The sequence below is a fragment of the Arthrobacter sp. BG3 genome (assembly GCF_056680185.1).
Window position 1 is genome coordinate 3,542,639 of the sequence record NZ_CM155270.1, and the last position, 23,827, is coordinate 3,566,465.

Annotated in this window: 24 protein-coding genes; 20 read left to right on the forward strand and 4 right to left on the reverse strand. The window is 65.7% G+C overall.

Annotated elements, in window-relative coordinates; translation table 11 throughout:
- Nucleotides 1–8: 8 nt before the first annotated feature.
- The 3 genes from prmC to AC1MFL_RS15900 are packed head-to-tail and all read left to right on the forward strand — an operon-like array spanning nt 9 to nt 2,652.
- Nucleotides 9–881: a peptide chain release factor N(5)-glutamine methyltransferase gene (prmC, locus tag AC1MFL_RS15890; RefSeq protein ID WP_479811001.1), complete on the forward strand. Its 873-nt coding sequence runs from the start codon at nt 9–11 to the stop codon at nt 879–881.
- 35 nt (nt 882–916) lie between these two features.
- Nucleotides 917–1,888, forward strand: a complete 972-nt coding sequence (locus AC1MFL_RS15895; RefSeq protein WP_479811003.1) for an L-threonylcarbamoyladenylate synthase — start codon at nt 917–919, stop codon at nt 1,886–1,888.
- On the forward strand, nt 1,885–2,652 hold the full coding sequence (locus AC1MFL_RS15900) for a WecB/TagA/CpsF family glycosyltransferase (protein WP_479811005.1): 768 nt from the start codon (nt 1,885–1,887) through the stop codon (nt 2,650–2,652). Before AC1MFL_RS15895 ends, AC1MFL_RS15900 begins: the two co-directional genes overlap by 4 nt.
- Here AC1MFL_RS15900 and AC1MFL_RS15905 read toward each other — a convergent pair.
- Entirely contained in the window at nt 2,649–3,545 is an 897-nt protein-coding gene (locus AC1MFL_RS15905) for a glycosyltransferase (RefSeq protein ID WP_479811007.1), read from the reverse strand. The two genes, AC1MFL_RS15900 and AC1MFL_RS15905, sit on opposite strands and share 4 nt — an antisense overlap.
- A gap of 296 nt (nt 3,546–3,841) precedes the next feature.
- Between AC1MFL_RS15905 and AC1MFL_RS15910 the strand changes: the two genes are divergently transcribed.
- The 14 genes from AC1MFL_RS15910 to AC1MFL_RS15975 all read left to right on the forward strand — a co-directional run bounded on the left by AC1MFL_RS15910 (nt 3,842) and on the right by AC1MFL_RS15975 (nt 17,391).
- Nucleotides 3,842–4,975, forward strand: a complete 1,134-nt coding sequence (locus tag AC1MFL_RS15910; RefSeq protein WP_479811009.1) for an MraY family glycosyltransferase — start codon at nt 3,842–3,844, stop codon at nt 4,973–4,975.
- 100 nt (nt 4,976–5,075) lie between these two features.
- The gene (locus AC1MFL_RS15915) at nt 5,076–5,561 is read left to right on the forward strand and encodes a hypothetical protein (protein ID WP_479811011.1); all 486 of its coding nucleotides are present in this window, start codon (nt 5,076–5,078) and stop codon (nt 5,559–5,561) included.
- Nucleotides 5,554–5,883, forward strand: a complete 330-nt coding sequence (locus AC1MFL_RS15920; protein ID WP_479811013.1) for a hypothetical protein — start codon at nt 5,554–5,556, stop codon at nt 5,881–5,883. Before AC1MFL_RS15915 ends, AC1MFL_RS15920 begins: the two co-directional genes overlap by 8 nt.
- Nucleotides 5,884–5,974: 91 nt before the next feature.
- Nucleotides 5,975–6,775 carry a F0F1 ATP synthase subunit A gene (gene atpB / locus AC1MFL_RS15925; RefSeq protein WP_479811015.1) on the forward strand — a complete coding sequence of 267 codons (801 nt, stop codon included), beginning with the start codon at nt 5,975–5,977 and terminating at the stop codon, nt 6,773–6,775.
- Nucleotides 6,776–6,855: 80 nt separating this feature from the next.
- Nucleotides 6,856–7,074, forward strand: a complete 219-nt coding sequence (gene atpE, locus AC1MFL_RS15930) for an ATP synthase F0 subunit C (protein ID WP_003804776.1) — start codon at nt 6,856–6,858, stop codon at nt 7,072–7,074.
- Nucleotides 7,075–7,128: 54 nt separating this feature from the next.
- Complete coding sequence (locus AC1MFL_RS15935) at nt 7,129–7,677, forward strand: F0F1 ATP synthase subunit B (protein WP_479811017.1); 549 nt, start codon at nt 7,129–7,131, stop codon at nt 7,675–7,677.
- On the forward strand, nt 7,677–8,504 hold the full coding sequence (locus AC1MFL_RS15940; RefSeq protein ID WP_479811019.1) for a F0F1 ATP synthase subunit delta: 828 nt from the start codon (nt 7,677–7,679) through the stop codon (nt 8,502–8,504). The genes AC1MFL_RS15935 and AC1MFL_RS15940 overlap by 1 nt, the downstream gene beginning before the upstream one ends.
- Before the next feature lie 83 nt (nt 8,505–8,587).
- The gene (gene atpA / locus AC1MFL_RS15945; RefSeq protein WP_479811021.1) at nt 8,588–10,225 is read left to right on the forward strand and encodes a F0F1 ATP synthase subunit alpha; all 1,638 of its coding nucleotides are present in this window, start codon (nt 8,588–8,590) and stop codon (nt 10,223–10,225) included.
- Nucleotides 10,226–10,300: 75 nt separating this feature from the next.
- Nucleotides 10,301–11,194, forward strand: coding sequence for a F0F1 ATP synthase subunit gamma (locus AC1MFL_RS15950; RefSeq protein WP_226761536.1), 894 nt, complete (start codon nt 10,301–10,303; stop codon nt 11,192–11,194).
- Between the two features lie 80 nt (nt 11,195–11,274).
- A complete protein-coding gene (gene atpD, locus AC1MFL_RS15955; RefSeq protein WP_479811023.1) occupies nt 11,275–12,729 on the forward strand; it encodes a F0F1 ATP synthase subunit beta in 1,455 nt (484 codons plus the stop codon).
- 1 nt (nt 12,730) lies between these two features.
- Nucleotides 12,731–13,015, forward strand: coding sequence for a F0F1 ATP synthase subunit epsilon (locus tag AC1MFL_RS15960; protein WP_024366377.1), 285 nt, complete (start codon nt 12,731–12,733; stop codon nt 13,013–13,015).
- 10 nt (nt 13,016–13,025) lie between these two features.
- A complete protein-coding gene (locus AC1MFL_RS15965) occupies nt 13,026–13,457 on the forward strand; it encodes a DUF2550 domain-containing protein (protein ID WP_479811025.1) in 432 nt (143 codons plus the stop codon).
- A 5-nt stretch (nt 13,458–13,462) separates the two neighbouring features.
- Nucleotides 13,463–14,842: an alpha/beta hydrolase gene (locus AC1MFL_RS15970; RefSeq protein ID WP_479811027.1), complete on the forward strand. Its 1,380-nt coding sequence runs from the start codon at nt 13,463–13,465 to the stop codon at nt 14,840–14,842.
- A complete protein-coding gene (locus AC1MFL_RS15975; RefSeq protein WP_479811029.1) occupies nt 14,839–17,391 on the forward strand; it encodes a bifunctional lysylphosphatidylglycerol flippase/synthetase MprF in 2,553 nt (850 codons plus the stop codon). The genes AC1MFL_RS15970 and AC1MFL_RS15975 overlap by 4 nt, the downstream gene beginning before the upstream one ends.
- Nucleotides 17,392–17,493: 102 nt before the next feature.
- Here the strand turns inward: AC1MFL_RS15975 and AC1MFL_RS15980 are convergent, their stop codons facing one another.
- Entirely contained in the window at nt 17,494–17,697 is a 204-nt protein-coding gene (locus AC1MFL_RS15980) for a cold-shock protein (protein WP_024365900.1), read from the reverse strand.
- Between the two features lie 709 nt (nt 17,698–18,406).
- The gene (gene nucS, locus AC1MFL_RS15985; RefSeq protein WP_226761532.1) at nt 18,407–19,102 is read right to left on the reverse strand and encodes an endonuclease NucS; all 696 of its coding nucleotides are present in this window, start codon (nt 19,100–19,102) and stop codon (nt 18,407–18,409) included.
- A 59-nt stretch (nt 19,103–19,161) separates the two neighbouring features.
- On the opposite strand from nucS, the gene AC1MFL_RS15990 reads away from it, so the two are divergent.
- Together AC1MFL_RS15990 and AC1MFL_RS15995 are read left to right on the forward strand one after the other, a co-directional pair.
- Nucleotides 19,162–19,515, forward strand: coding sequence for an ATP/GTP-binding protein (locus AC1MFL_RS15990; protein WP_479811032.1), 354 nt, complete (start codon nt 19,162–19,164; stop codon nt 19,513–19,515).
- Between the two features lie 34 nt (nt 19,516–19,549).
- Nucleotides 19,550–20,359: an alpha/beta hydrolase gene (locus AC1MFL_RS15995; protein WP_479811034.1), complete on the forward strand. Its 810-nt coding sequence runs from the start codon at nt 19,550–19,552 to the stop codon at nt 20,357–20,359.
- Nucleotides 20,360–20,466: 107 nt separating this feature from the next.
- Here AC1MFL_RS15995 and AC1MFL_RS16000 read toward each other — a convergent pair whose 3' ends face one another.
- Entirely contained in the window at nt 20,467–21,639 is a 1,173-nt protein-coding gene (locus AC1MFL_RS16000) for an AI-2E family transporter (protein ID WP_479815514.1), read from the reverse strand.
- A gap of 329 nt (nt 21,640–21,968) precedes the next feature.
- Between AC1MFL_RS16000 and AC1MFL_RS16005 the strand changes: the two genes are divergently transcribed.
- The gene (locus tag AC1MFL_RS16005; RefSeq protein ID WP_479811035.1) at nt 21,969–23,771 is read left to right on the forward strand and encodes a hypothetical protein; all 1,803 of its coding nucleotides are present in this window, start codon (nt 21,969–21,971) and stop codon (nt 23,769–23,771) included.
- Nucleotides 23,772–23,827 lie beyond the last annotated feature (56 nt).

Genomic DNA, 23,827 nt, shown 5'->3' on the forward strand with positions numbered 1-23,827 from the left:
GCGCAGTGATGACAGAAGGAACCGGGCTGAGCCTCGCGGACGCGGTCCGCGGGGCCACCGCCGTCCTGGCCGCCGCGGGGGTCCCGAGCCCGCGGGTGGACGCCGAACTCCTCGCCGAGCACCTGCTCGGCGTCGGTCTCGGCCGGCTCCGCGCCCTGATGCTCGGTGACACGCCCGCCCCGGACGGTTACCAGGAGCTCGTCGCCGAGCGGGCCCAGCGGATACCGCTGCAGCACATCACCGGCGTCGCGCACTTCCGCTACCTGGAACTCGCGGTCGGGCCGGGGGTCTTCATTCCCCGCCCGGAAACTGAATCCGTGGTCCAGCTCGTGATTGACCGGCTGCAGGCCCTGGCGCACCCCAAGGTCGTGGACCTGGGCACCGGCTCCGGGGCGATCGCCGGCTCGATTGCGCACGAGGTCCCCGGGGCGGAAGTCCACGCGGTGGAATACAGCGAGTTCGCGCACGCCTGGGCGGCGAAAAACCTGGCTCCCCTCGGCGTCCACCTCATCCGCGGAGACCTGCGCGATGCCCTGCCGGAGCACAACGGAACCTTTGACGCCGTCGTGTCCAACCCGCCCTACATTCCGGCCGATGCGGTCCCCAACGAACCCGAAGTGGCGCTGCACGATCCGCCCGAGGCGCTGTACGGCGGGGGAGCGGACGGCATGGAGCTTCCGACGGCGGCAGCGGCCTCCGCCGCCAGGCTGCTGGTGCCCGGCGGCTACTTCGTGATGGAACACGCCGAAGTCCAGGCCGGCTGGATCGCCGCAATGCTGGAGCGATCCGGGCTGTGGACCGCGGTGACCACCCATCGTGACCTCAACGGCAAGGACCGGGCCACCAGTGCCGTCCTCGCCGACCCGACTGCCCCGCGGTGACCAGGGCAACGCATCAGTGATGAAAGAATAGGCCAGTGACGACTAGCTACGATTGCACGGCAGCCGAGGAACGCGCTGCAGGACTAGAACATGCCCAGCGGGCCATCCGGGAACACAAGTGCGTCGTCTTCCCGACGGACACCGTGTACGGGATCGCCGCCGACGCGTTCTCCCCCCTCGCGGTGACCCTGCTGCTGGCCTCGAAGGGCCGCAGTCGCAAGATGCCGCCGCCCGTCCTCATCCCGAGGCTCAACGCCCTCGACGGCCTTGCCACGGACGTTCCGGCCGAGGCCCGGCGCCTCGCCGAGGCGTTCTGGCCGGGCGGGCTCACGCTCATCCTGCACGCCCAGCCCTCCCTCGACTGGGACCTCGGCGAGACCAGGGGCACCGTCGCCCTGCGGATACCGGCCGACGACGTCGCCCAGGACCTGCTGACGCTGACCGGGCCGCTGGCCGTCTCCTCGGCGAACCGCACGGGCCAGGCCGCGGCGCAGACCGCCGCCGACGCCGAAGCCCAGCTCGCAGAGTCCGTGGAGGTCTACCTCGAAGGCGGTTCGCGTCCGGCCGAAGGTGCCGAGGCGCTGCCGTCCACCATCGTGGACGCCACCGCCCTGCCGCTGCGGGTGGTCCGCCAGGGTGCCATCAGCCTGGAGCGGCTCCGCTCGGTGGTCCCGGAGGTGCTGGCCGTCGGCGAGGAGCCGGCAGCTGCCGAGCAGCTGCCGGTGGCCGAAGAGCCTGCTGCGCCTGAATCCGCGGCGGAGTTACCGGTGGCCGAAGAGCCTGCTGCGCCTGAATCCGCGGCGGAGTTACCGGTGGCCGAAGAGCCTGCTGCGCCTGAATCCGCGGCGGAGTTACCGGTGGCCGAAGAGCCTGCTGCGCCTGAATCCGCGGCGGAGTTACCGGTGGCCGAAGAGCCTGCTGCGCCTGAATCCGCGGCGGAGTTCCCGGTGGCCGAAGAGCCTGCTGCGCCTGCGGAACGTCCCAGCCCGGGGGCCGGAACCGCATGACCCTCCAGCGACAGCGCGTCCCCGTCCTCGACGTGGACGCGACACCCCTGACGGTCCCCGAACTGACGGCGGTACTCAGCCGCTTCGTCGCGGAGGGCACGACCCGCACCGTGGTGGGCCACAACCTCCACAGCGTCACGCTGTGCCACTCCGATCCGGGCTTCCGCGAGTTCTACCAGCACAGTGACGTCGTGCTGATCGACGGCGCCCCGGTGCTGATCCTCTGGGCCCGCGGCGGCGAGGCCCAGCAGGGCGAGGTCCCGGTCATGGACTACCGGCTGGGGTCCACGGACTGGATCCCCGCCCTGGCCAATGTCGACGGTCTGAAGCGGATCGCCGTGATCGGAGCCGGCCCCGTGGCCAACGCGCAGGCCGTGGACAGGCTGTCTACGCTGGTCCCGCACGCCCGGGTCGCCGGAATGCCGGGGGAGGGCTGGAACGAGGAACTCGAAGAGTCCGCCGTCCAGTGGCTGTCAGAGTTCCGTCCGCAGCTGGTTCTGCTCGGGCTCGGCATGCCGCTGCAGGAGCAAGTGCTCACGCGCCGGCTGGCGACGCTGCCTCCCGCCGTTTACTGTGCCGTTGGCGGGGCGATCGAGCAGATCGCGGGGATCCAGAAACTGGCGCCCCGCTGGCTCGGGCGCCTTGGCCTGGAATGGGCCTGGCGGCTGGTCCTCCACCCCCGGCGCGTCGCCTACCGGGTCTTTGGTGAGCCGTGGCTGCTCACCGGGCTGCTGATCCGGCGCCGGCTACAGCCCAGGCGCTAGAACTTCTGGTCCTTCAGGGGACCGAAACCCTTGCCGCGCAGCCCGGCGGAAAAAGCCCCGAACCAGTCCGCGAGGCCCCGGAGGTCCCCCCTGCGGAGGAAGTAGCCGAGATAGCCGCCCACATCGGCGACGAGCGACTTGATCCGGAAGTGGCGGCGGATCAGGTAGCCGCGGTTCCGGTAGTAGAAGTAGCGCTTGAACGCCGATTCCGGAACGATCACATGCCAGCGGGCGCCGTAGACATGCTTGGTCTCGGCGAAGGCGTGCGGGTGCGTGATCGCCGTCGTCGTGACGGTGCCGAACCTGATGCCGGCCTTGCGGAGCCTGATGGTGAAGTCCACCTCGTCACCGCGGATGAACAGGCGCATGTCCGGCAACCCGACCTTGAAGAAGACGTCCGAACGGATCAGCGCGCCATTGAAGAAATGGCCGTCGTTCGGCAGGAAACCGATCTTCTCCACCTCGGCCCGGTCGTGTGTGACCTTGCCGTCCAGGCGGAAGAAGAAGGACAACCGGTCGGGGTGGCCGGGGGCGACGACGAGGGGGACGACCGCTTCCAGCCCGCGGGCCTCCGCCTCCCGGATGAGGGTGGCCAGGCACTCCGGGTCGGCGGGTTCGGCGTCGTCGTCCATCATCCAGATCCAGTCGGCGCCGGTGGCTACTGCCTTGAGGATCGCCAGGGAGAAACCGCCGGCACCGCCAAGGTTGGCTTCGGACCGGACATAATCCACATTCTGGTGCGCTTCCGCGACGTCCCTGGCGGGGACCGTGCCGGAATCCACAAGGCAGATGGAGCGAACCGCTGCTGTCTGGTTGTTGATGGCGTTCAGCAGAACTGCCAGCTCCCGGGGACGGTCAAACGTCACGGCGGCAACTGCAACCGACAGGGTCATCGAGTGTTCCTTTCAGCACGGCCGCCGGTGGTTTTCCCGCCGGCAACGGGCCGTGTGACGCGAAGACAGGTGGCCGATGGCATTAGTATCTTGACTAGAGTCCACTGTAATACAGCCCTGTCAGGCACTACGCACTGCCTGCCCTGCGCACGGCGACGGAGAAGTTTCATTTACTGCAAGACAGACCCACAGCAACTGAGTTCACCCCAATCCCGGAGTCACGAGGCATCGCCGTGGTTCCGGGCTGCGCAACCGGGGGGGCCTTGTGCTGACGGCTCCAAGCGGGTGTCTTCGCCGTGACTATGTACCTGCTCATGATGCTCTCAGCGGCAGTCGTGAGCTACACGGCGACCTGGGGTGCCCGCTTTGTCGGAAACCGGATGGAGCTGTTCTCGCCGATCCGCAGCCGTGACATGCACTCAACCCCCCTGTCGAGGCTGGGAGGCCTCGGGATCTTCGCCGGATTCCTCGTCGCCCTGCTCATAGCGAGCCAGTCGTTCTTCGTCAAGGACATCTTCCGTAACAACGATGCACCCTGGGGGATCCTGGCGGGTTCAGCCGTGATCGTCCTCGTCGGGGTGGCGGATGACCTGCTGGATCTGCGCTGGTGGGTCAAGCTGATCGGGCAAAGCGCCGCCGCCCTGGTGGTGGCGGTCTGGGGGGTCCGGATGACCATCATTCCGTTCATCCCGGAGCCCATCGTTATCGAGACCGAAACCGTGAGCATCGTGCTGACGGCCGGCCTGATCGTGACCACCATGAATGCCTTTAACTTCATCGACGGGCTCGACGGGCTCGCGGCGGGCGTCGCCATCATCGGCGGGACGGCCTTCTTCCTGACGGCATACTGGGTACACCGGACAGCCGTGCTGCTGGACCGCTCGGACCTTGCAACGCTGCTGACCGCCGTGCTCGTCGGCGCCTGCATCGGCTTCCTGCCGCATAACTGGTTCCCTGCGAAGATCTTCATGGGTGACTCGGGGGCCATGCTGATCGGCCTGATCATGGCCTCGGCCGGCATCGTGTCCACCGGGCAGATCAGCTCCGGGCTGTACGACCGGGCCAACGGTATCCCCACCATCATCCCGATCCTGCTGCCCTTCGCAGTGCTGTTCCTGCCGCTGCTCGATCTCAGCCTGGCCGTCGTGCGGCGCACCGCGCTCGGGCGTTCGCCGTGGTCGGCGGACCGCGGCCACCTCCACCACAAACTCCTTGACATCGGGTACTCGCACCGCGGTGCTGTCATCCTGATGTACCTCTGGACCTGCGTGCTGGCATTCAGCGGCCTGGCGTTTGCCGTCTACCCGTGGCAGTTCGTCGTGGTCGGCGGGCTGGCGGCGATGATCATCATGGCCGGAGTCACGGCCTGGCCCTACCTGCGCCACAAGGCCCCGGGACGGGGTCCCCATTCGTCGGCCGAAGAGGGATGACGCGGGCTTTTCCGAATAATTTCTATCTATTGTAGAATTCAGGTGCGGTCCTTCGCCGCGCCACTCTGACCAGCAAACACCCCTCGACGATTGGGATCTGATGACCTCCAACGCCGAACCCGGACGAACGTCCGGCGCCGGAGAAGTTGGTGTCTCGGGACCCACAAAATCGTTGTGGCTGCGACTGCTGGCCATCAGCTCGGCTGTTGGCGGCGGTGCCCTGCTGGTCACCAGCCTGGCCGCGCTCCTGCTCGACGGCATGGCGGCCGCGCTTTCGTCCCTCTTCGGCGGGGCGCTGGTAATCGCCTTCTTCGCGATCAGCCTCCTGGTCGGCCACTTCGGCGGCCGCAACCACTCTTCCGGAGCCATCGGCCTCTTTGCGGCGACATATTTCATCAAGGTCGTCGGTTTTGCCGTGGTGCTGTTCGCCATCGGCAGTCCCGACTGGCTGAACGGGAACTGGTTCCTGGCTGGCGCCGTCGTGACTGTGGTGCTGTGGCAGGCGGCCGAGATTGTCGGTTTCAGCAAGGCACGGCTCCAGCTCTACAACGACCCCGAGACCCCGGAAGGCGGCACCGATGTCTAGCCGCAAGGACCGACGCCGGAAGAACCCCGGCACCCCCCAAACGACCGCCGGCGCCCCCGGTGTTTCCGACAACGGACGCGACGGCGGATACAACGCCGGGATCGCCGTCTTCAGCTACATTGTTGGCGGAATCGTGGTCTGGAGTTTGATAGGGTGGGGTCTGGATAATCTGTGGGGAACCCGCTGGATTGTGCTCGCAGGCGCCCTGCTTGGAGCCGCGGGAGGGTTCTATCTTTCTCATATGCACGGCCTCACCAGTCTCCGAAATTCGACTGGTGAAGACACTGCTGCACGTGGCCCGTCCAAGGACGAGGATCAGTAATGCCAAATAATTTCACAGGGGGAGAGCCTGACGGCAACGTCGACTTTCTCCTACCAACGCCCAATGATGGACACTGCAGAGAGGAAACGCGTTGATCGCGCTTGCGCTCCCGGCCCAAGATTCAGGAACTTTTACGCCTCCTGGAATTGAAGAAATCCACCTGCCGGCAATCCTGCCGTGGGGGGCGGCCGACGGATTCTCCAAGCAGATGCTGCTTGTAATCCTTTCGGTCGTTATTATCGCCGCATTCTTTCTGATGGCTGCCCGCAAGGGCCAGCTCGTCCCCGGCAGGTTGCAGTTTGCAGGTGAAGCCGCCTACGGCTTCGTCCGCAACGGCATCGGCAAGGACATTATCGGCGGCAAAGACTTCATGAAGTACGTCCCGCTGCTGTTCAGCCTGTTCTTCTTCATCCTGGTGAACAACATCTACGGCGCCATTCCGGTGATCCAGCTCCCCACCTTCTCGCATGTCGGCGGCGCCTACGTGATGGCCGTGATCGTGTATGTCACGTGGATCGCCATCGGCGTCAAGAAGAACGGCCTGCGCTACTTCAAGCTGGCCACCGTGCCGTCCGGAGTCCCGGGCTACATTCTTCCGATCGTGATTCCGATCGAGATCATCTCCAATTTCCTGGTCCGCCCGGTCACGCACAGTCTGCGTTTGTTCGCGACCATGCTGGCCGGCCACCTCATCGTCATGATTGCCGGTTCCGGAATCGAATTCCTGATCATGCAGGAGAACGTCCTGCTGAAGGGCGCCTCGGTCCTGGTCCTTGGCGGCGCGGTCGCCATGTACATGCTGGAAGCGCTGATCATGGTTCTGCAGGCGTACGTGTTCACCCTGCTGACCGCGATCTACATCGAAGGCGCCCTGCACGCGGACAGCCACTAAGGCACCCACAAACTTCCCCTCCGGGGGATGAAGCAACCCAAACAACCTGCCACATAGATGGCATCTTGAAAGGAAGAAAAATGGAAGGCTCCATCAACGGCTCCCTCAACCTCATCGGATATGGCCTCTCGGCCATCGGCGGTGGTATCGGTGTGGGTCTCGTGTTCGCTGCTTACATCAACGGCGTCGCACGCCAGCCGGAAGCCCAGCGCGTTCTCCAGCCGATCGCATTCCTCGGCCTTGCACTGACTGAAGCCCTCGCCATCCTCGGCCTGGTCTTCGCGTTCGTTCTCAAGTAAACCTTCAGAACCCGAGCGAACATCCAGAACCAAGTAGATAAGGACGGGTGAAATATGAAGCAGCTGATCATCTCAGCCGCCACAGAGGGCACTAACCCTCTGGTTCCCAACATCTGGGAAATGTTTGTCGTCCTCGTAGGCTTTGCAGTCCTCATGTACATCGTGGTCAAGTATGTTGTCCCGATGTTCGAGAAGACCTTCGCAGAGCGTGCCGAGGCCATCGAGGGCGGCATTGCCAAGGCTGAAAAGGCCCAGGCAGAGGCTTCCGCCGCACTCGAGGAGTACAAGCAGCAGCTCACCGATGCCCGTGCCGAGGCCAACCGCATCCGCGAGGAAGCACGTGCCGAAGGCGCCCAGATCCTTGCGGACCTGAAGGAAAAGGCAGCTGCAGAGTCTGCCCGCATCACGGCCCAGGCTCACGCGGCGATCCAGTCCGAGCGCCAGGCTGCCGTTGTGTCGCTCCGCGCGGAGGTCGGCACGCTGGCCACTACGCTGGCAGGCCGCATCGTCGGCGAGTCGCTTGACGATGATGCGCGTGCAGCGCGTGTGGTTGACCGCTTCCTGGCAGATCTGGAGAACCAGAACGCAGGTGCAGCTAAGTAATGGCAGGTGTATCGAGCGAATCGCTGACCGCGGCCCTGATGGCGCTGGAAGCCAAGCTTCCTTTTGCCTCGCTGCAGTTGGCAAAGGAACTCTTCGGAATCCTGGGAACGGTGGACAGCTCGGCTGGCTTGCGCCGCGCCCTGACCGATCCGTCCCGCAGCGGTGACGAAAAGTCGGCGCTTATCAAGCAGCTCTTCGGCGGGAAAGTCTCCGCTGATGCTGTGGAAATCACGAGCGGACTGGCCGGCTCACGCTGGGCATCGGCTCGCGATATCGGCGATGCCCTCGAGACTCTTGCCGCTTCGGTGGTAATCGCCGTTGCTGAAAACAAGTCTGCCGTCTCTGCCTCAGGGATCAGCGGTCTGGAAGTGCTGGAGAACGACCTGTTCTCCTTCAACCAGGTCGTCGAATCCAACCACGAGGTACAGCGTGCCGTGTCTGAACCGCAGGCGAGCCCGGCTGCCAAGGTTGTCCTCGCTGAAAAGCTTGTACCCAGTGCAAGCGAGGAGGCGAAGGTCCTCATCGGACAGGCGGTATCGCAGCCACGTGGCCTCAAGGTGACCAAACTCGTCCGTCGTTTCGCCGAGCTTGCTGCCAAGCGCCAGCAGCGCTGGATTGCAACGGTCAGCGTCACCCGTGCGTTGACGGAGACCCAGATCAGCCGTCTGCAGGCAGGGCTCAATGCCCTCTACGGGCGCGAGCTCAAGATCAACATGAACGTTGACCCGGCACTGATCGGTGGCATCCGGATCCAGGTTGGTGACGAAGTGGTAGACGCTTCGGTCCTCGCCCGCCTGGGCCAGCTTCATCGTCAGCTTGCCGGCTAGCCGGACAAGCACAACTTAACGAAACGAAACCCCGGTCATCGTGAGCAACGATGATCACGAAAACAGGAGAGCAGGGACTGCAGATGGCCGAATTGACCATCAACGCCGACGACGTCCGTATTGCGTTGAACGAGTTCGCGGCGTCCTACGAACCCGGAAACGCAGAGCGCGTAGAGGTCGGCCGTGTAACAACCGCAGGTGACGGCATCGCCCGTGTTGAGGGCCTTCCCTCGGTCATGGCGAACGAGCTGCTTCGCTTCGAAGACGGCACGCTGGGCCTGGCCCAGAACCTCGACGTCCGCGAAATCGGCGTCATCATCCTCGGTGACTTCACCGGAATCGAAGAGGGCCAGGAAGTACACCGCACCGGACAGGTTCTGTCCGTTCCGGTCGGCGATGCCTTCCTTGGCCGCGTCGTTGACCCGCTGGGCGAGCCCATCGATGACCTCGGCGAGATCAAGGCCGAGACCACCCGTGCACTGGAACTCCAGGCGCCCGGTGTGACCCAGCGCAAGTCGGTCCACGAACCGATGCAGACCGGGCTCAAGGCTATCGACGCCATGATCCCGATCGGCCGCGGCCAGCGCCAGCTGATCATCGGTGACCGTCAGACCGGCAAGTCGGCCATCGCCATCGACACGATCATCAACCAGAAGGCCAACTGGGCTTCCGGGGATGTCAACAAGCAGGTGCGCTGCATCTATGTAGCCATCGGCCAGAAGGCATCGACGATCGCGGCTGTCCGTCAGACGCTTGAGGACAACGGCGCACTGGAGTACACGACCATCGTGGCTTCCCCCGCGTCCGACCCCGCAGGCTTCAAGTACCTGGCACCGTACGCCGGTTCGGCGATCGGCCAGCACTGGATGTACGGCGGCAAGCACGTCCTCATCGTGTTCGATGACCTCTCCAAGCAGGCCGAGGCCTACCGTGCAGTATCGCTGCTGCTCCGCCGCCCGCCGGGACGCGAAGCCTACCCGGGCGACGTCTTCTACTTGCACTCCCGTCTGCTGGAGCGTTGTGCCAAGCTCTCTGACGAGCTCGGTGCTGGTTCGATGACCGGCCTGCCGCTCATCGAGACCAAGGCAAACGACGTTTCCGCCTACATCCCGACCAACGTGATCTCCATTACCGATGGCCAGATCTTCCTGCAGTCGGACCTCTTCAACGCCAACCAGCGTCCGGCCGTCGACGTGGGTGTGTCCGTCTCCCGCGTGGGTGGCGCCGCCCAGGTCAAGTCCATGAAGAAGGTCTCCGGTACCTTGAAGCTGGAACTGGCCCAGTACCGCGACATGCAGGCGTTCGCCATGTTCGCGTCGGACCTCGACGCCGCATCGCGCCAGCAGCTGACCCGCGGCGCACGACTGATGGAACTGCTCAAGCAGGGCCAGTACTCGCCGTTCCCGGTTGAGAACCAGGTCGTTTCCATCTGGGCCGGCACCAACGGTTACCTCGATGACGTTCCGGTTGAGGACATCAACCGCTTCGAGACCGAGTTCCTGGAGCACCTCAAGCACAAGTCCTCCATCCTCACGACGCTGGCCCAGACCAACGTCATGAGCGATGACACTGCAGAAGCACTGAAGACCGCGATCGTGGACTTCAAGAAGGGCTTCTTCGGCGAGGGAGACAACCTCCTGGTGGGTGCGGGGCACGAAGAACACGCCCCCATCGACGAGGCACAGGTCGACCAGGAAAAAATCGTCAAGCAGAAGCGCTAGTTTCGCTGGCAGGGACTGCCGGGACCCACAAGGTTCCGGCAGTCCCGGCCACCGGGATCTTAGGAAAGGATAAGTATGGGAGCCCAGATCCGGGTCTACCGCCAGAAGATCAGCTCGACGACGTCGATGCGCAAGATCTTCAAGGCGATGGAACTGATCGCTACCTCGCGCATCGGCAAGGCCCGAGCACGCGTAGCAGCTTCACTGCCTTACGCAAACGCCATCACGCGTGCCGTTTCTGCTGTCGCAAGCCAGAGCGAAATCGACCACCCGCTGACCACCGAGCCGGAGCAGATCCGCCGGGCCGCCGTCCTGGTAATCACCTCGGACCGTGGCCTCGCAGGTTCGTACTCCGCGAGTGTGCTCAAGCAGGCGGAAGGCCTCAACGAGCTCCTCGTCGAGGAGGGCAAGGAAGTCAAGTTTTACCTGGTCGGCCGCAAGGCGCAGGCATACTTCGACTTCCGGAACCGTCCCTACGGGCGGGTCTGGACCGGCGGCACGGATGCGCCGGAGTTTGCCACCGCACAGGAAATCGGCGAGGCATTGCTGGCTGACTTTGCGACGGACTACGCAGAGGGCGGCGTCGACGAGATCCATGTCGTCTACACACGCTTTAAGTCCATGGTGACGCAGGAGCCGACGGTTGTCCGTCTTCTCCCGCTCGAGGTTGTCGAAGAGCAGGCGGCGTCCGAAACGGACCTCCTGCCGCTCTACGAATTCGAGCCGGAAACGGAGCAGGTTCTTGATGCTCTGCTGCCGCGCTACATCGAATCACGTATCTTCGCCGCGATGCTGCAGGCAGCGGCTTCGGAGCTTGCTGCACGCCAGCGGGCAATGAAGTCCGCCGGTGACAATGCCACGGACCTCATCAAGAAGTTCACGCGTCTGCGCAACACTGCCCGCCAAGCTGAAATTACGCAGGAGCTTTCCGAAATCGTGGCCGGTGCCGACGCGTTGAACGCGTCCTAGCCTCCCCGAGCTTGGAACCTGCTGTACCTGCACCAAAGTAAACTTAACCCCAACGCCATCTACTGAGTGAAGTGAGAGAGATGACTGCCACTGCTACCGAACACGTAGCCGCGACGACCGGTGCTACCGGCCGTATTGCACGTGTTATTGGCCCGGTTGTCGACGTCGAATTCCCGGCTGACGCAATCCCCTCGATTTACCACGCACTCACCACCGAGATTACTCTCAACGGTGAGACCAAGACCATCACGTTCGAGGTCGCCCTGCACCTGGGCGACAACGTTATTCGCGCCATCTCCCTGCAGGCAACCGACGGGCTTGTCCGCGGCACCGCTGTGGTGGACACGGGAGCCCCCATCTCCGTGCCCGTCGGCGACGTCGTCAAGGGACACATCTTCAACGTCCTCGGACAGCCGCTTGATGTGACTGAGGCCGAACTCGACATCACCGAGCGCTGGCCCATCCACCGCAAGGCCCCGGCCTTCGCGACGCTTGAGGGTTCCACCGAGATGATGGAAACCGGCATCAAGGTCATCGACCTTCTCACCCCGTACATCAAGGGCGGCAAGATCGGCCTGTTCGGCGGTGCCGGTGTCGGCAAGACCGTGCTGATCCAGGAAATGATCACCCGTGTTGCGCGCAACTTCGGCGGCACCTCGGTGTTCGCCGGTGTCGGCGAGCGTACCCGTGAAGGCAACGACCTCTGGGTTGAAATGGAAGAGGCGGGCGTCCTCAAGGACACCGCCCTTGTATTCGGCCAGATGGATGAGCCGCCGGGAACGCGTCTGCGCGTGGCACTGTCCGCCCTGACCATGGCGGAGTACTTCCGCGATGTGCAGAACCAGGACGTGCTGCTCTTCATCGACAACATCTTCCGCTTCACCCAGGCAGGCTCCGAGGTCTCCACCCTCCTCGGCCGCATGCCGTCGGCCGTGGGCTACCAGCCCAACCTGGCTGACGAGATGGGTCTCCTCCAGGAGCGCATCACGTCCACCAAGGGCCACTCGATCACCTCGATGCAGGCCATCTACGTCCCCGCGGATGACTACACCGACCCGGCCCCGGCCACGACCTTCGCACACCTCGACGCGACCACGGAACTTTCCCGTGAAATCGCTTCCCGTGGTCTGTACCCGGCCGTTGACCCGCTGACGTCGACGTCACGCATCCTGGATCCGCAGTACATCGGCCACGACCACTACAACACGGCCGTCCGCGTCAAGCAGATCCTGCAGAAGAACAAGGAACTCCAGGACATCATCGCCATCCTCGGCGTTGACGAGCTCTCTGAAGAGGACAAGATCGTCGTGTCGCGTGCACGCCGCATCCAGCAGTTCCTCTCGCAGAACACCTACACCGCCAAGCAGTTCACCGGCGTCGAAGGCTCCACCGTGACCATCAAGGACACCGTGGAAGGCTTCACGGCGATCTGCGACGGCGACCTCGACCACATCGCAGAGCAGGCGTTCTTCAACGTCGGCGGCCTGGATGACGTTGAGCGCCAGTGGGCCAAGATCCAGGAACAGACCAAGTAATATGGCTGAGCTTGAGGTTGAGATTGTCGCAGCGGACCACTTCGTGTGGTCCGGAGCGGCCACAATGGTCAAGGCCCGCACCAGCGATGGTGAAATCGGAATCCTGCCCGGCCACTCGCCCCTGCTGGCGATTCTGGCCGAAGGTGAGCTGGCAATCCAGCCGGTCTCCGGTGACCGCATTGCCGTAGTTGTCGACGGCGGTTTCTTCTCCGTCGACAACAACCGGGTCGTCATTGTCGCTGACAACGCCCAAATGGGCGACGCAGCTACTGCGGGGATCCGCTAGCACGACCTTGATGAACGATACAGTTTTTCCGTTCATCGTCCTGGTAACGATCTTTGCGTTGCTGGTATTGGCACTGTGCCTTTCCGGGGTGCGCCGCTTCAATCTGCGGCGCGCCCTGGGCACGGTGGACGCCTCCATTTGCACGGCTGGAAACAGCTGGCAGATGGGGGTTTGTCGTTATCAGGACAACGACCTGGAATGGTTCCGCCTCGCCTCCCTGAGCATGAGGCCGAAGCACACCTTCCGCCGGAGCTCGCTCGAGCTGGTCGGCCGGCGCAAGCCCACTGAATCCGAGATCGTCAAGGTCCAGCCCGAGGCCGTGATCGTCGAACTCCGGTACGAAGGGCGGGACGTCCTGCTCGCAATGCGGTTTGACGCCTACACCGGGCTGTCATCCTGGCTTGAGGCCGGGCCGGTTATTGGCGTCGGCACCTGGCGCTAGCCCCGGTGGACTTCATCGAAGACCTGCGGCTTGTCGACGGCCCGGTCCTGTGGATTGCCTGGGTCGCCGGAGCGGCGGGAATGGCCTACCTTCTCTGGCGGGGCGGACAACGCCTCACCCTCCAGCCCGCGGGTCCCCGCTGGCTCCAGTCGCTGCTTGGCGCCGCCGCCGCCATCTTCTGCGCCGCCGCACTGCTGGCCGCAACCCACTGGCTGCTGGTCTATGTCCTCTCCGTCTTCCCGGGGGAGCTGCCGCCCGAGGTTCTTGCCTGGTCCCTTCCCGCGGTCACGGCACTGCTGCTCTGGATCACGGTCCTGTGGGTCAGCTGGCGCAGCTCTGGCAGGAGCCCCGCACGCGGGGCCAGCCGGCGCCCCGCCCGGAGGACTGCGGCGGCGACGGGTGCCCTGCTTGGCGTCCTGCTGCTCTCCGCCGTCCAGATCAATGGCTACTTTGGCCTCAACCACACGCTGAGCGACCTGATGGGCACTGCCGTGGCGCGGATCCAGCCGCTGGAAGACGCGCTGAAACGGACCCCCGGGGCCTCCGCCGGCATCGGCCTGCCGGAGTGGAAGCCGCCGGCCGACCTGCCCGCCGGCGGCGTGCTGCGGCGCGCCGTGATCCCCGGCACCAGCTCGGGGTTCCAAAGCCGGGAGGCGTACATTTATCTTCCGCCGGCCTACCAGGCCACGCCCCGGCCTGCCCTCCCTGTATTGGTCCTCTTTTCCGGCCAGCCGGGTGGGCCGGCGGACTGGCTCACCGGCGGGGCGCTGCGGGCCCGCATGGACCAGCATGCGGCAGCGCACCACGGCGTGGCCCCGGTGGTGGTGGTTGTCGACCCGAACGGTTCCGCCTCGGGCAACACGCTGTGCATGGACAGCAGGATCGCCCGGGCGGACACCTTCCTCGCTGTGGACGTGCCCGCCTGGATCAACCGGACGCTGGCCGTGGATCCGGACCCCTCGAAGTGGGCGGCCGGGGGTTTCTCCTTCGGCGCGACCTGCGCGATGCAGATGGTGACCCGGCATCCCGACGTCTACAGCTCCGCGCTGGCCTTCTCAAGCGAGAAGGAACCGGCCCTCGCCAAGGAGCGGGAGAAGACCATCGCTGCCGCCTTCGGCGGCGACGCCGAAGCCTTCGACCGCCAGACACCGCTGCGGCTCATGCAGGAACGCCGCTACGAAGGGCACGGCATCTATTTTGGCGCCGGCGAGCGGGACCCTGAGTTCATTGGCTATATGAAGCTCTTGTCGGAGGCTGCCAGCGCTGCCGGATTCTCCGTGGAGGCCCGCCGGATCCCCGGTGCCGGGCACTCCTGGGAGACTGGGTCCAAGGGGCTGCCCGGTGGGCTCGACTTCCTGGCATCCCGCTGGGGGATTACCCAGTGAGCCCGGCAGCAACGGCACGGCAGCCCGGGACGGGACTTGCCTCCCTCCGCGGCCTGGGGCGTGAGGGCCTGCGGCAGTCACTGGGCCATCTGCGCGCCATCCCCTTCACCCTGGCTGTCCTCGCGGCCTTCCTGATCACCGGTGCGGCCACCGGAAGTTTCCTCGCCGGGCCCCCGGACTCCCTGCTGGATGTGGCGTCCGTCGGTGCCCCGGACCTGAAGTCCGGGCGGTGGTGGTCGCTGTTCACCTCGATGTTCTTTGCCACGAATCTGCTGGCTTACGCCGCGGCGGCGCTGACGATCCTGGTCCTGCTGGGATTCGCCGAACGGAAGCTGGGCACGCGGCGCACAGCCGTGTTCTACTTCGCCGCCCAGTTCGCCTCCGTCACGTTGTTCCTGCTGCTGACGCAGCTTGCCCGCTACGTCGACGACGGCTGGCTGAGCCGGATGGTGGACGCACGGCTGATGGGCCCGTACGCCGCGGTCCTCGCCGTCTCGCTGGCGTCCAGCGGGCTGCTCCCCACGCTGTGGCAGCGGCGGCTGCGGACCGCCGTCGTCTCCATTTCGCTGATGCTCGTGCTGTACGTGGGGCACCCGGAGACCGTCGTCGGGTTCGCCGGGGCGCTGGCCGGGCTGTCGGCCGGGTGGTGGATCCAGGGCGACAAGGGCACCCTGCACCGCCACCGCTCCACCGGGCGCGAGACGCGCAACCTGCTGGCGCTCACCGTGGCGATCTTCGCCGTCGGACCCATCCTGACGGCTACGGTCCGGACCCCCACCGGTCCGCTGGCCCTGCTGCGGGATGTTGTCCTGAACCCGCTGCCCACGCTGAACCAGCTGGAACAAATCTGCGGCGGCAGCATCGACGTCACCTGCCTCGAGGCGGGCCGCGCCGGTTTTGCCGGCCCGCTGGGTCTCGCGCTGGCGGTCGTACCTGTGGTGCTGCTGCTGATCTGTGCGGACGGGATGCGGCACGGCCGACGCCTCGCCCTGCGGATCGCGATCACGCTCCAGCTCGCCGTAACGGCCATGGCGGCCGTCTACCTGTCCCTGATCGCCAGGATTCCGCAGTACCCCAATAGGCCCCGCACCGGGGTGATGGGATCAGGATTCGTCCACGTGCTTCCTCTGGTGGTGGTTCCGCTCGTGCTGGTGGTGCTGCTCGCAGCCAACCGCCGGCAGTTCCGGGTCGAGACGAGTCCCCGGGCCCGCCGGGCCCTTGCCGCCGTAGTGGGCGGCACCTGGCTGGTGCTGGCCTCGTGCTATACCGGCGTCTGGTTCGCCGCCGGCGGCATGGACCGCGACGGCGGGCTGCTGGGCCTGGCCGCCGAACTCTCCCGCCAGTACCTGCCGCTGCCCATTCCCGGCATCTACAGCCGCATCTTCCAGGGCCGCAACGCGGTCGAGGCCTTCCTTTTCGCCACCTCCGGGATTATCTTCTGGTCAGTCGCCCTGGCCGCCGTCTGGCTGGTCCTGCAGCGCCGGCTGCACAGTACCGACGCCGGAGCGCAGGACCGCGGCGTGGCCCGCCGCCTGATCCGCAAGGGCGGCGACTCGCTGTCCTGGATGGCGCTGTGGGAGCCGAACAAGTACTGGTTCGCACCGGACAGCCGCGGGGGAGTGGCCTACCAGCAGCACGGCAATGTCGCGCTGACGCTGGCCGGGCCCTTCGGCCCGGCAGCGTTCCGCGAGGAGACCGCAGCGGGCTTCATCCAGTACTGCGCCGAAAACGCCCTCATTCCGAGCTTCTACTCCTGCACCGACGAGCTGTGGCCCATGCTGGAGGGCCGCGGTTACCGGCGGCTCGCCGTGGCCCAGGAAACCAGGCTGGCTGTGCGCTCACTGGAGTTCAAGGGCAAGGACTGGCAGAACGTCCGCACCGCCCTGAACCGGGCCGAGAAGAGCGGGGTGCATGCGGTGTGGGGGGGCTACGCCGATTTCTCGCCTGCGCTGCGCGCCCAGCTGATCGAGGTCTCGGAGGAGTGGGCGGCCCAAAAGTCGGTTCCGGAAATGGGCTTCACCCTCGGCGGCATCGACGAACTTGAGGACGATGAGGTGCTCTGCTGCCTTGCGGTGGACGCCGAGGGGCAGGTGCAGGGCATCACCAGTTGGCTGCCGGTGTACGCGGACGGCCGCCTCGTGAGCTGGACCCTGGACGTTATGCGCAGGCGCGGGGATTCCTTCCCGGGGGTGATGGAATTCCTGATCGCCTCTGCCGTGAAGGAGCTGCGGAACTCGGTGGAGGTCATCTCGCTGTCCGGATCACCGCTGGCTAAAGACACCGCGCAAGCCGCAGGCGCCGGGGACGAAGCCGGCTCCGAGGCGCTGGCCAGGATCCTTGACGTCGTCGGCAAAGCGCTCGAGCCCGTGTACGGGTTCCGCTCGCTTGCCACCTTCAAGTCCCGCTTCAAGCCTGATTACCGGACCCTGTATCTCTATTACCAGGACCCGCTGCAGCTGCCTGCCATGGCCAGGGCGCTGAGCCAGGCCTATCTCCCGGGCCTGTCGGTGCGGCAAAGTGCGCGGCTGCTGAGGACGCTGGTGCGCTGATCCGGTTTCGCGGGGGCACGAGGGCAAAAAGATGGTCCCCGGCACGGATGCCGGGGACCATCTTTGCGCGGAGACTGCCGCAGGCAGTTCCGCTGCGGGGTGCTAGACCAGCGTCACGCCGGTAGCCTGGGGGCCCTTGGCGCCCTGGCCGATTTCGAACTGAACGCGTGCGTTCTCGTCGAGGGTCTTGAAGCCACCGGTCTGGATCTCCGAGTAGTGAACGAAGACATCGCCATCGGAGTCATCCGGGGTGATAAAGCCGAAGCCCTTTTCAGCATTGAACCACTTGACAGTTCCCTGTGCCATGTATTTCTCCTCATTTTAGATCTGGGTTAAGTCCGGCACACTTCGTGCCGGACTTGGTCACTCCGCGAGAAGAACCTTGGCTGTGGGTCCGGAATTACCGGGCTTCGGCGGCAGGAGCTTCACGCTCGCAACATGTCTTGCGAGCATGAAAAACACCTACACAAAGACTGGTCTAAGAATTTCATGCCAGTTGGCTCAGGTCAACGGGCGCGGCGCAGAATTCCATAAATTTTGTACAAAGAATCGATGAATGATTTCACAGCGGATTACCGGCCCAGCATTCCATGCGGGATTTTGTGCCCTGACGCAACAAGGGACTGTGGCCAAACCCTGATCCTGGTAAATGGTCTTGCCGGCGCGGGGAAGACCACGCTCAGCATGAAACTTGGCAATGCATTGTCCGTGCCGGTCATCTCAAGGATGAACTGAAGGGCGTTATTGCTGACATCGCTGTCGGAACTGTCGCTGGCGGGCGGCTCGGTCAGATCGCGGCGGAGACAATGTGGCAGCTGGCGGCCTCAGTCCGCCAGGCATGGGATCCATTCCATCGGGGGCAGCTGCGGCGGCCTGGGCCGACCGGGCGGCAAACGCAGTTCCCCTGGCGCTCGGTCCAGCGCTCTCCGTGGACGCATCGCAGCCCGTTGACATCAACAGGCTGCGGGAACGGCTGGCCCGAAGCCGGCCCGGGGACTCTTATGCCCGGGGACTCTTAGAAGAGCCGCGATTCGACGTCGTCGACGCCGCGCATGGCGTCATAGTCGAGGGTGACGCAGTCGATGCCGCGGTCGTTCGCCAGCACCTTGGCCTGGGGCTTGATCTGCTGGGCGGCGAAAATCCCGCGGACCGGGGCCAGCAGGGGGTCGCGGTTGAGCAGTTCGAGGTAGCGCGTGAGCTGCTCGACGCCGTCGATGTCCCCGCGCCGCTTCAGCTCGATGGCCACGGTGCCGCCCTTGGCGTCCCTGGCCAGGATGTCGACCGGGCCGATGGCGGTGAAGTACTCGCGGCGGATCAGGGAGAACCCGGTGCCGAGAAGCTCGATCTGGTCAGCCAGCAGCCGTTGCAGGTCCGCCTCGACACCATCCTTGATCAGTCCGGGGTCCTGGCCGAGCTCATGCGAGGTGTCATGGATCTGTTCATGGATGTTGATGATCAGCCGGTCGTCGGTTTTGGCGGACTGGACGGTCCACTGTTCGACCACGCCGATTTCAACATCGACCTCGTCCGGGGTGGAGACCCGCAGGGACGCCGGGGGGCTCATCCAGTTCAGCGGCTTGTAGGAGCCGCCGTCAGAATGGACCAAAACGGAACCGTCGGCCTTGACCAGCAGGAGCCGGGTGGCCAGCGGGAGATGGGCTTTGAGCCGTCCGACATAATCAACGGAGCAACGGGCTATGACTAAACGCACCCGGTCAACACTACCGTCTGCGGGGAGAAGAGGCACCCGGACTGGGGCAGAATGGAACCATGCCCCGTTCCAACCGCCCCCGCCGCGCCGTCCCCGGACGGCCCGGACCCGGCAAAGTGCAAAAGCACGGAGCCAAGGGCGGCCCGGCGCCGGAACTGGACCTGGAGCGCGCGCGCTCCGGCTTTGCCCGCAGGGAGAGCGCACCGGACGGAGAATGGTCGGTCCGGCCGATCACCGCAAGCCGGGCCGAAAAGACCTACATCTGTCCGGGCTGTTCGACGGCGGTGCAGCCCGGTGTGGCCCACCTCGTGGTGTGGTCCGAGGACCACCTCTTCGGGGCGGCCGCCGGGCTTGCGGAGCGGCGGCACTGGCATACCAACTGCTGGACCTCACGCAGCTACCGGTACCGCTGACTGGCCCGCCGGCGGGTTTCGCTAAGCTGGACGCATGAGTTTTGACCCGGCGTCCTACGTCTTCAGCCAGCCTTCCGCACCGACCGCGATCCGCGCTTCAACCGTTCTCCCGGCCCGCCGGGAGAACGTCGTGCTCCGCACGAGCGACGGCCACCGGCTCGTGGGCGAGTTGGCGCTGCCGGAATCCGGCGAGGTGACGGCCACCTTGATCACCCTCCATCCGCTGCCGACCCACGGCGGTTTCATGGACTCGCACGTCTACCGCAAAGCCTCCTACCGGCTGCCCGCCCTGGCCGGCATCGCCGTGCTCCGGTTCAACACGCGCGGCACGGGATCGCCCCGGGGAACCAGCGAGGGGGCGTTCGAAGAGGGGATCGGTGAACGCCTCGACGTCGAAGCGGCCGTGCAGTTCGCCGTCGACCGCGGCCTGCCGAACCGCTGGCTCGTGGGCTGGTCCTTCGGCACCGAACTCGCGCTGATGTACGGGGCGTCGGAGCCGGTGGCCTCCGAGGTGGAGGGCGCCATCCTGCTCTCGCCCCCGCTGCACCGCGCCACGGACGTGCACCTCAAGGAATGGGCCGCCTCCGGCAAACCGCTCAAGGTCCTGGTCCCCGAGCTGGACGACTACCTCCAGCCGGCCGAGGCGACGGAACGCTTTGCGCTGGTGCCGCAGGCCCGCGTAGTGGGCGTGGAGGGTGCCAGGCACCTGTGGGTGGGGGAGAAGTACGCCGGCCGGGTGCTCAACGAGATTGTCGGCGAGGTGTTGCCTGGCGGATCCGGCGGACCTGCAGGCGCCGAACTGCCGCAGGAGTGGAACGGCCCGGTGGCCACGGCGCACGCCTGAGCGCCGACTGCCTTTCCGCTACGGACAAGGACAGCCGCTGCGTGGCTCCACGCGGCGGCTGTCCTTTTTGTAGCGGAATTTGTAGCGGATTTGTAGCGGAAAACGTTCTAGTGCTTGTCCTGGCGGACGATGAAGATCTCCTTGATCAGGAGCATGATCGCGGCCGCGGTGGGGATCGCGATCAGTGCGCCCAGGACGCCCAGCAGGCTGCCGCCGGCGATCACCGAGATGACGGCGACGGCGCCCGGCACCGCGACGGCTTTCTGCATGATGCGCGGGGAGATGAAATAGGCCTCGAACTGCAGGTAGGCGAAGTAGCAGATGGCGTAGACCACAGCAGTCTGCCAGCCTGCCGTCAGGGCGATCAGTGTGACGATGACGCCGGCGATCAGGCCGCCGACGAGGGGGATGAAGGCGAGCAGGGCCACGACAAACGCCAGCAGCACGGCGAAGGGAACGCCGACGATCGACATCACGATGAATGCGAAGGTTGCGTTTACGAGCGCGACGACGGCCTGGCCGATCACGTAATTGCCCACCGACCCGGTGATTTCCTCGGACAGCGCCGCGACCCGGGCACGGCGGGACCGCGGGGCGAGCCGGTAGCCCCATTTCTTCATGGCAGGCAGGGCCGCGAGGAAATAGAGGCTCAGCACGAGCACGATCAGGGCGCCGAACAGGCCGTTCGCCAAGGTGGTGCCGAAGCCGACGACGCCGCCGAAGATGCCGCCCATGGCCTCCGGGTTGTTGACGAACTTCTCCAGCTCCTGGGTGATGCGTTCACGCACCCCGTACTGGTTGTCGATGCTGCGGAAGAAGTCGGAGTTGATGAAGTCCGTGACCCAGCGCGGGGCCTCCTCGACGATCTGGGTGACCTGCTGGACAATCGTGGGGATCAGCGTGGCAAAGAAGGCGGCGATGCCCAGTCCCAGGGTGCCAACAGCGGCCACAATGCCTGCCGCTCGGGGGAGCTTTTTCCCCTCCAGCCAGCGCACCACGGGGTCCAGCCCCAGGGCGATAAAGAGTGCCGCCACGATCCAGAGCAGCAGCTGCGTGGTGTTGGAACCGATCCAGTAGACGAGCAGGGCCACGCCGACGCCGACCGTCCCCATGAACCCGACGTATAGGGGGTGCTGGGCGGACATGCGCGGGCCGGGGTGGCCGAAGCGGGCGCTGGTCTCGCTTTCCGGCGTGATTTCGTCGACTTCCTGCTCCGGGGGCATCTCGAAGCGGAGCCGCGGCTGGGCCCCGGGAAGGGGCTGGCGCAAGCGGTGGGCCATCGAGTTCAGCACCCCGGCCAGGGCCGTCCGGCGGGGGGAAAACTGCTCCTGCGGACCCCCTGCCGCGCTGCCGGATTCCTGGCTTTCTTCCGGTCCTGAGGGGGACGAATCCGTGTGTGCAGTCACTGCGTTGAAAGCCCTTTGTCCTCTGAATATTCCCGGCGGCGCCGCTGTCGCGGCCCGGGTGTGATGATCACCGCAAACACTATCAGCAGCCTTGTTATGGCACGGCGAAGCAGCGGCCGGCGGAGGCTCGGGAGGGGTTGACAAACAGCCCGATCTGACTCCGTGGTAACAAAATGGTTACTATTGAAGCTAAGTGTCCGCTGATGATAGGTAATATTTTGCGTTTCAAGACTGCAGTTGCACTAGTGCTGCTGGGCCTCCTGACACTGCTGGCCGGGATCGGCCAGAAGACATTCTGGGCTCCGGCCGAGTCCGTGACCGCCACCGTACCAGCCGGCGCCACCGACGCGCCGCTGACCGTCTTCGACGAGAAGCTGCGCACCCTGCACGCGGGCACGGTGACAATCAATGTCAAGGGCGAGGGCAGCTTTATGCTGGCCGCCGGCCGCCCGGACGACGTCGACGCCTGGGTCGGCACGACCGCCCACAACACTGTCTCCGGCGTCTCCGAGGACGGCAAAGCGCTGCAGTTGACGCATGCCGACGGCGAACCGACCGCCCCCTCGCCAGCCGGCTCCGACCTGTGGGTCACCACGGAGAACGCCAGCGGCGAACTGAAGTACAACTGGACCCCGCCGGCCGACGGCGACTGGGCCCTGCTGCTCGCCACGGACGGCACCAAGCCGGCCCCCAGCTCCATCACCATGACCTTCCCGAATGACACCTCCACCCCATGGGCCATTCCGTTTATGGTTCTCGGCGGCCTGCTGATCCTGGCCGGCGCCGCCCTGCTGGTGCTCAAGCCCAAGTCCGGCCCCAGTGCCGGGACCGGCAACGGGAGTCCCGCCGGGGCGACGCCAACGGTCCCCGCCGTGGACCCGGCCGCCGGTGGGCCCAAGTCCCCTGAAGCGACCGGCGGCACCCCCAAGGGCGCGCCCAAGAAGGACTCCGGAAAGCTAACGGCCAAAGCCGCAACCGCCGCCCGTCGCCTGCGGCGCCCCGGCGTGGTCGTGGCCATGCTGACAGCCACCGCTGTCGCCGGGACCGGTGTGGCGGCCCAGGCCAGCCAGACGCCCGCACCGTCGCCGAGCACCTCCGCTGCCGCCACGGGGCAGGCTCCGGCCTCACCGGTGCTGGTCGATGCCCAGTTCCGCCGCATCCTTGAGCAAGTTGCCAGTGCCGTCGACGCCGGCGATGCCGCCAAGGACGCCAGCAAGCTTGAACCGCGCGTGGCCGGCCCCGAACTCGAGGTCCGCACGCAGAACTACAAGATCCGGTCCCAGGTCGGCTCCTATGAGGCCCGCATGCCGGTCCGCGCCACCAAGCTCCTCACCACCGTGGTGACCGACAAGCGCAGCTGGCCGCGCACGGTCATGGCGGTCACCCAGGGCGAAGGCAATGTTGTTCCGCAGCTGCTCACCCTGACCCAGGCCTCCCCGCGGGAGAACTACAAGCTGGTCCTCACTACGCCGCTGCAGCCGGGAACGACCTTCCCGGGGATCGCACGCGGCGGTACCGAGACCCTGGCGCCCTCGGATAAATCGGGTCTGCTTAACAGCGGTGAGGAAGCTCTGGGGGCGCTGGGCGACCGGCTGAACTCTGCTGACTCCGCATACAAGGACAAGGTCGCCGAGGGTGAATCCTCGCCGTACATCGCTGACACGCTGGCCTACCAGGCCGACGTGGTGAACTCGGGCGTCAACGGCACCTTCTCCTTCACCCACAAGATCGTCCCGGAGAGCGTCACGGTCTTCCGGACCGCCGACGGCGGGGCACTGGCCCTGGGCCGCCTGGACTTCGCGTTCGACGGCACCCCCAAGGCCGCCGGTGACAAGCTGACGATCGGTGACGACGCCGCGGCCCTGGCCGGCGGCAAGGAGACCAGCACCGGCATGGTGTTGAAGTTCGCCGAGTCCGTGGCCGTCTACATCCCGCCCGCCGGATCCCAGGACCCGATGAAACTCGTGGCCGCCACCCGCGGCCTCGTGGGCGCCAACTTCAAGTAGGCGCCAGCACTGACGGAAGGGACCCGGCCGCAAGGCCGGGTCTTTTCTGTTGCCGG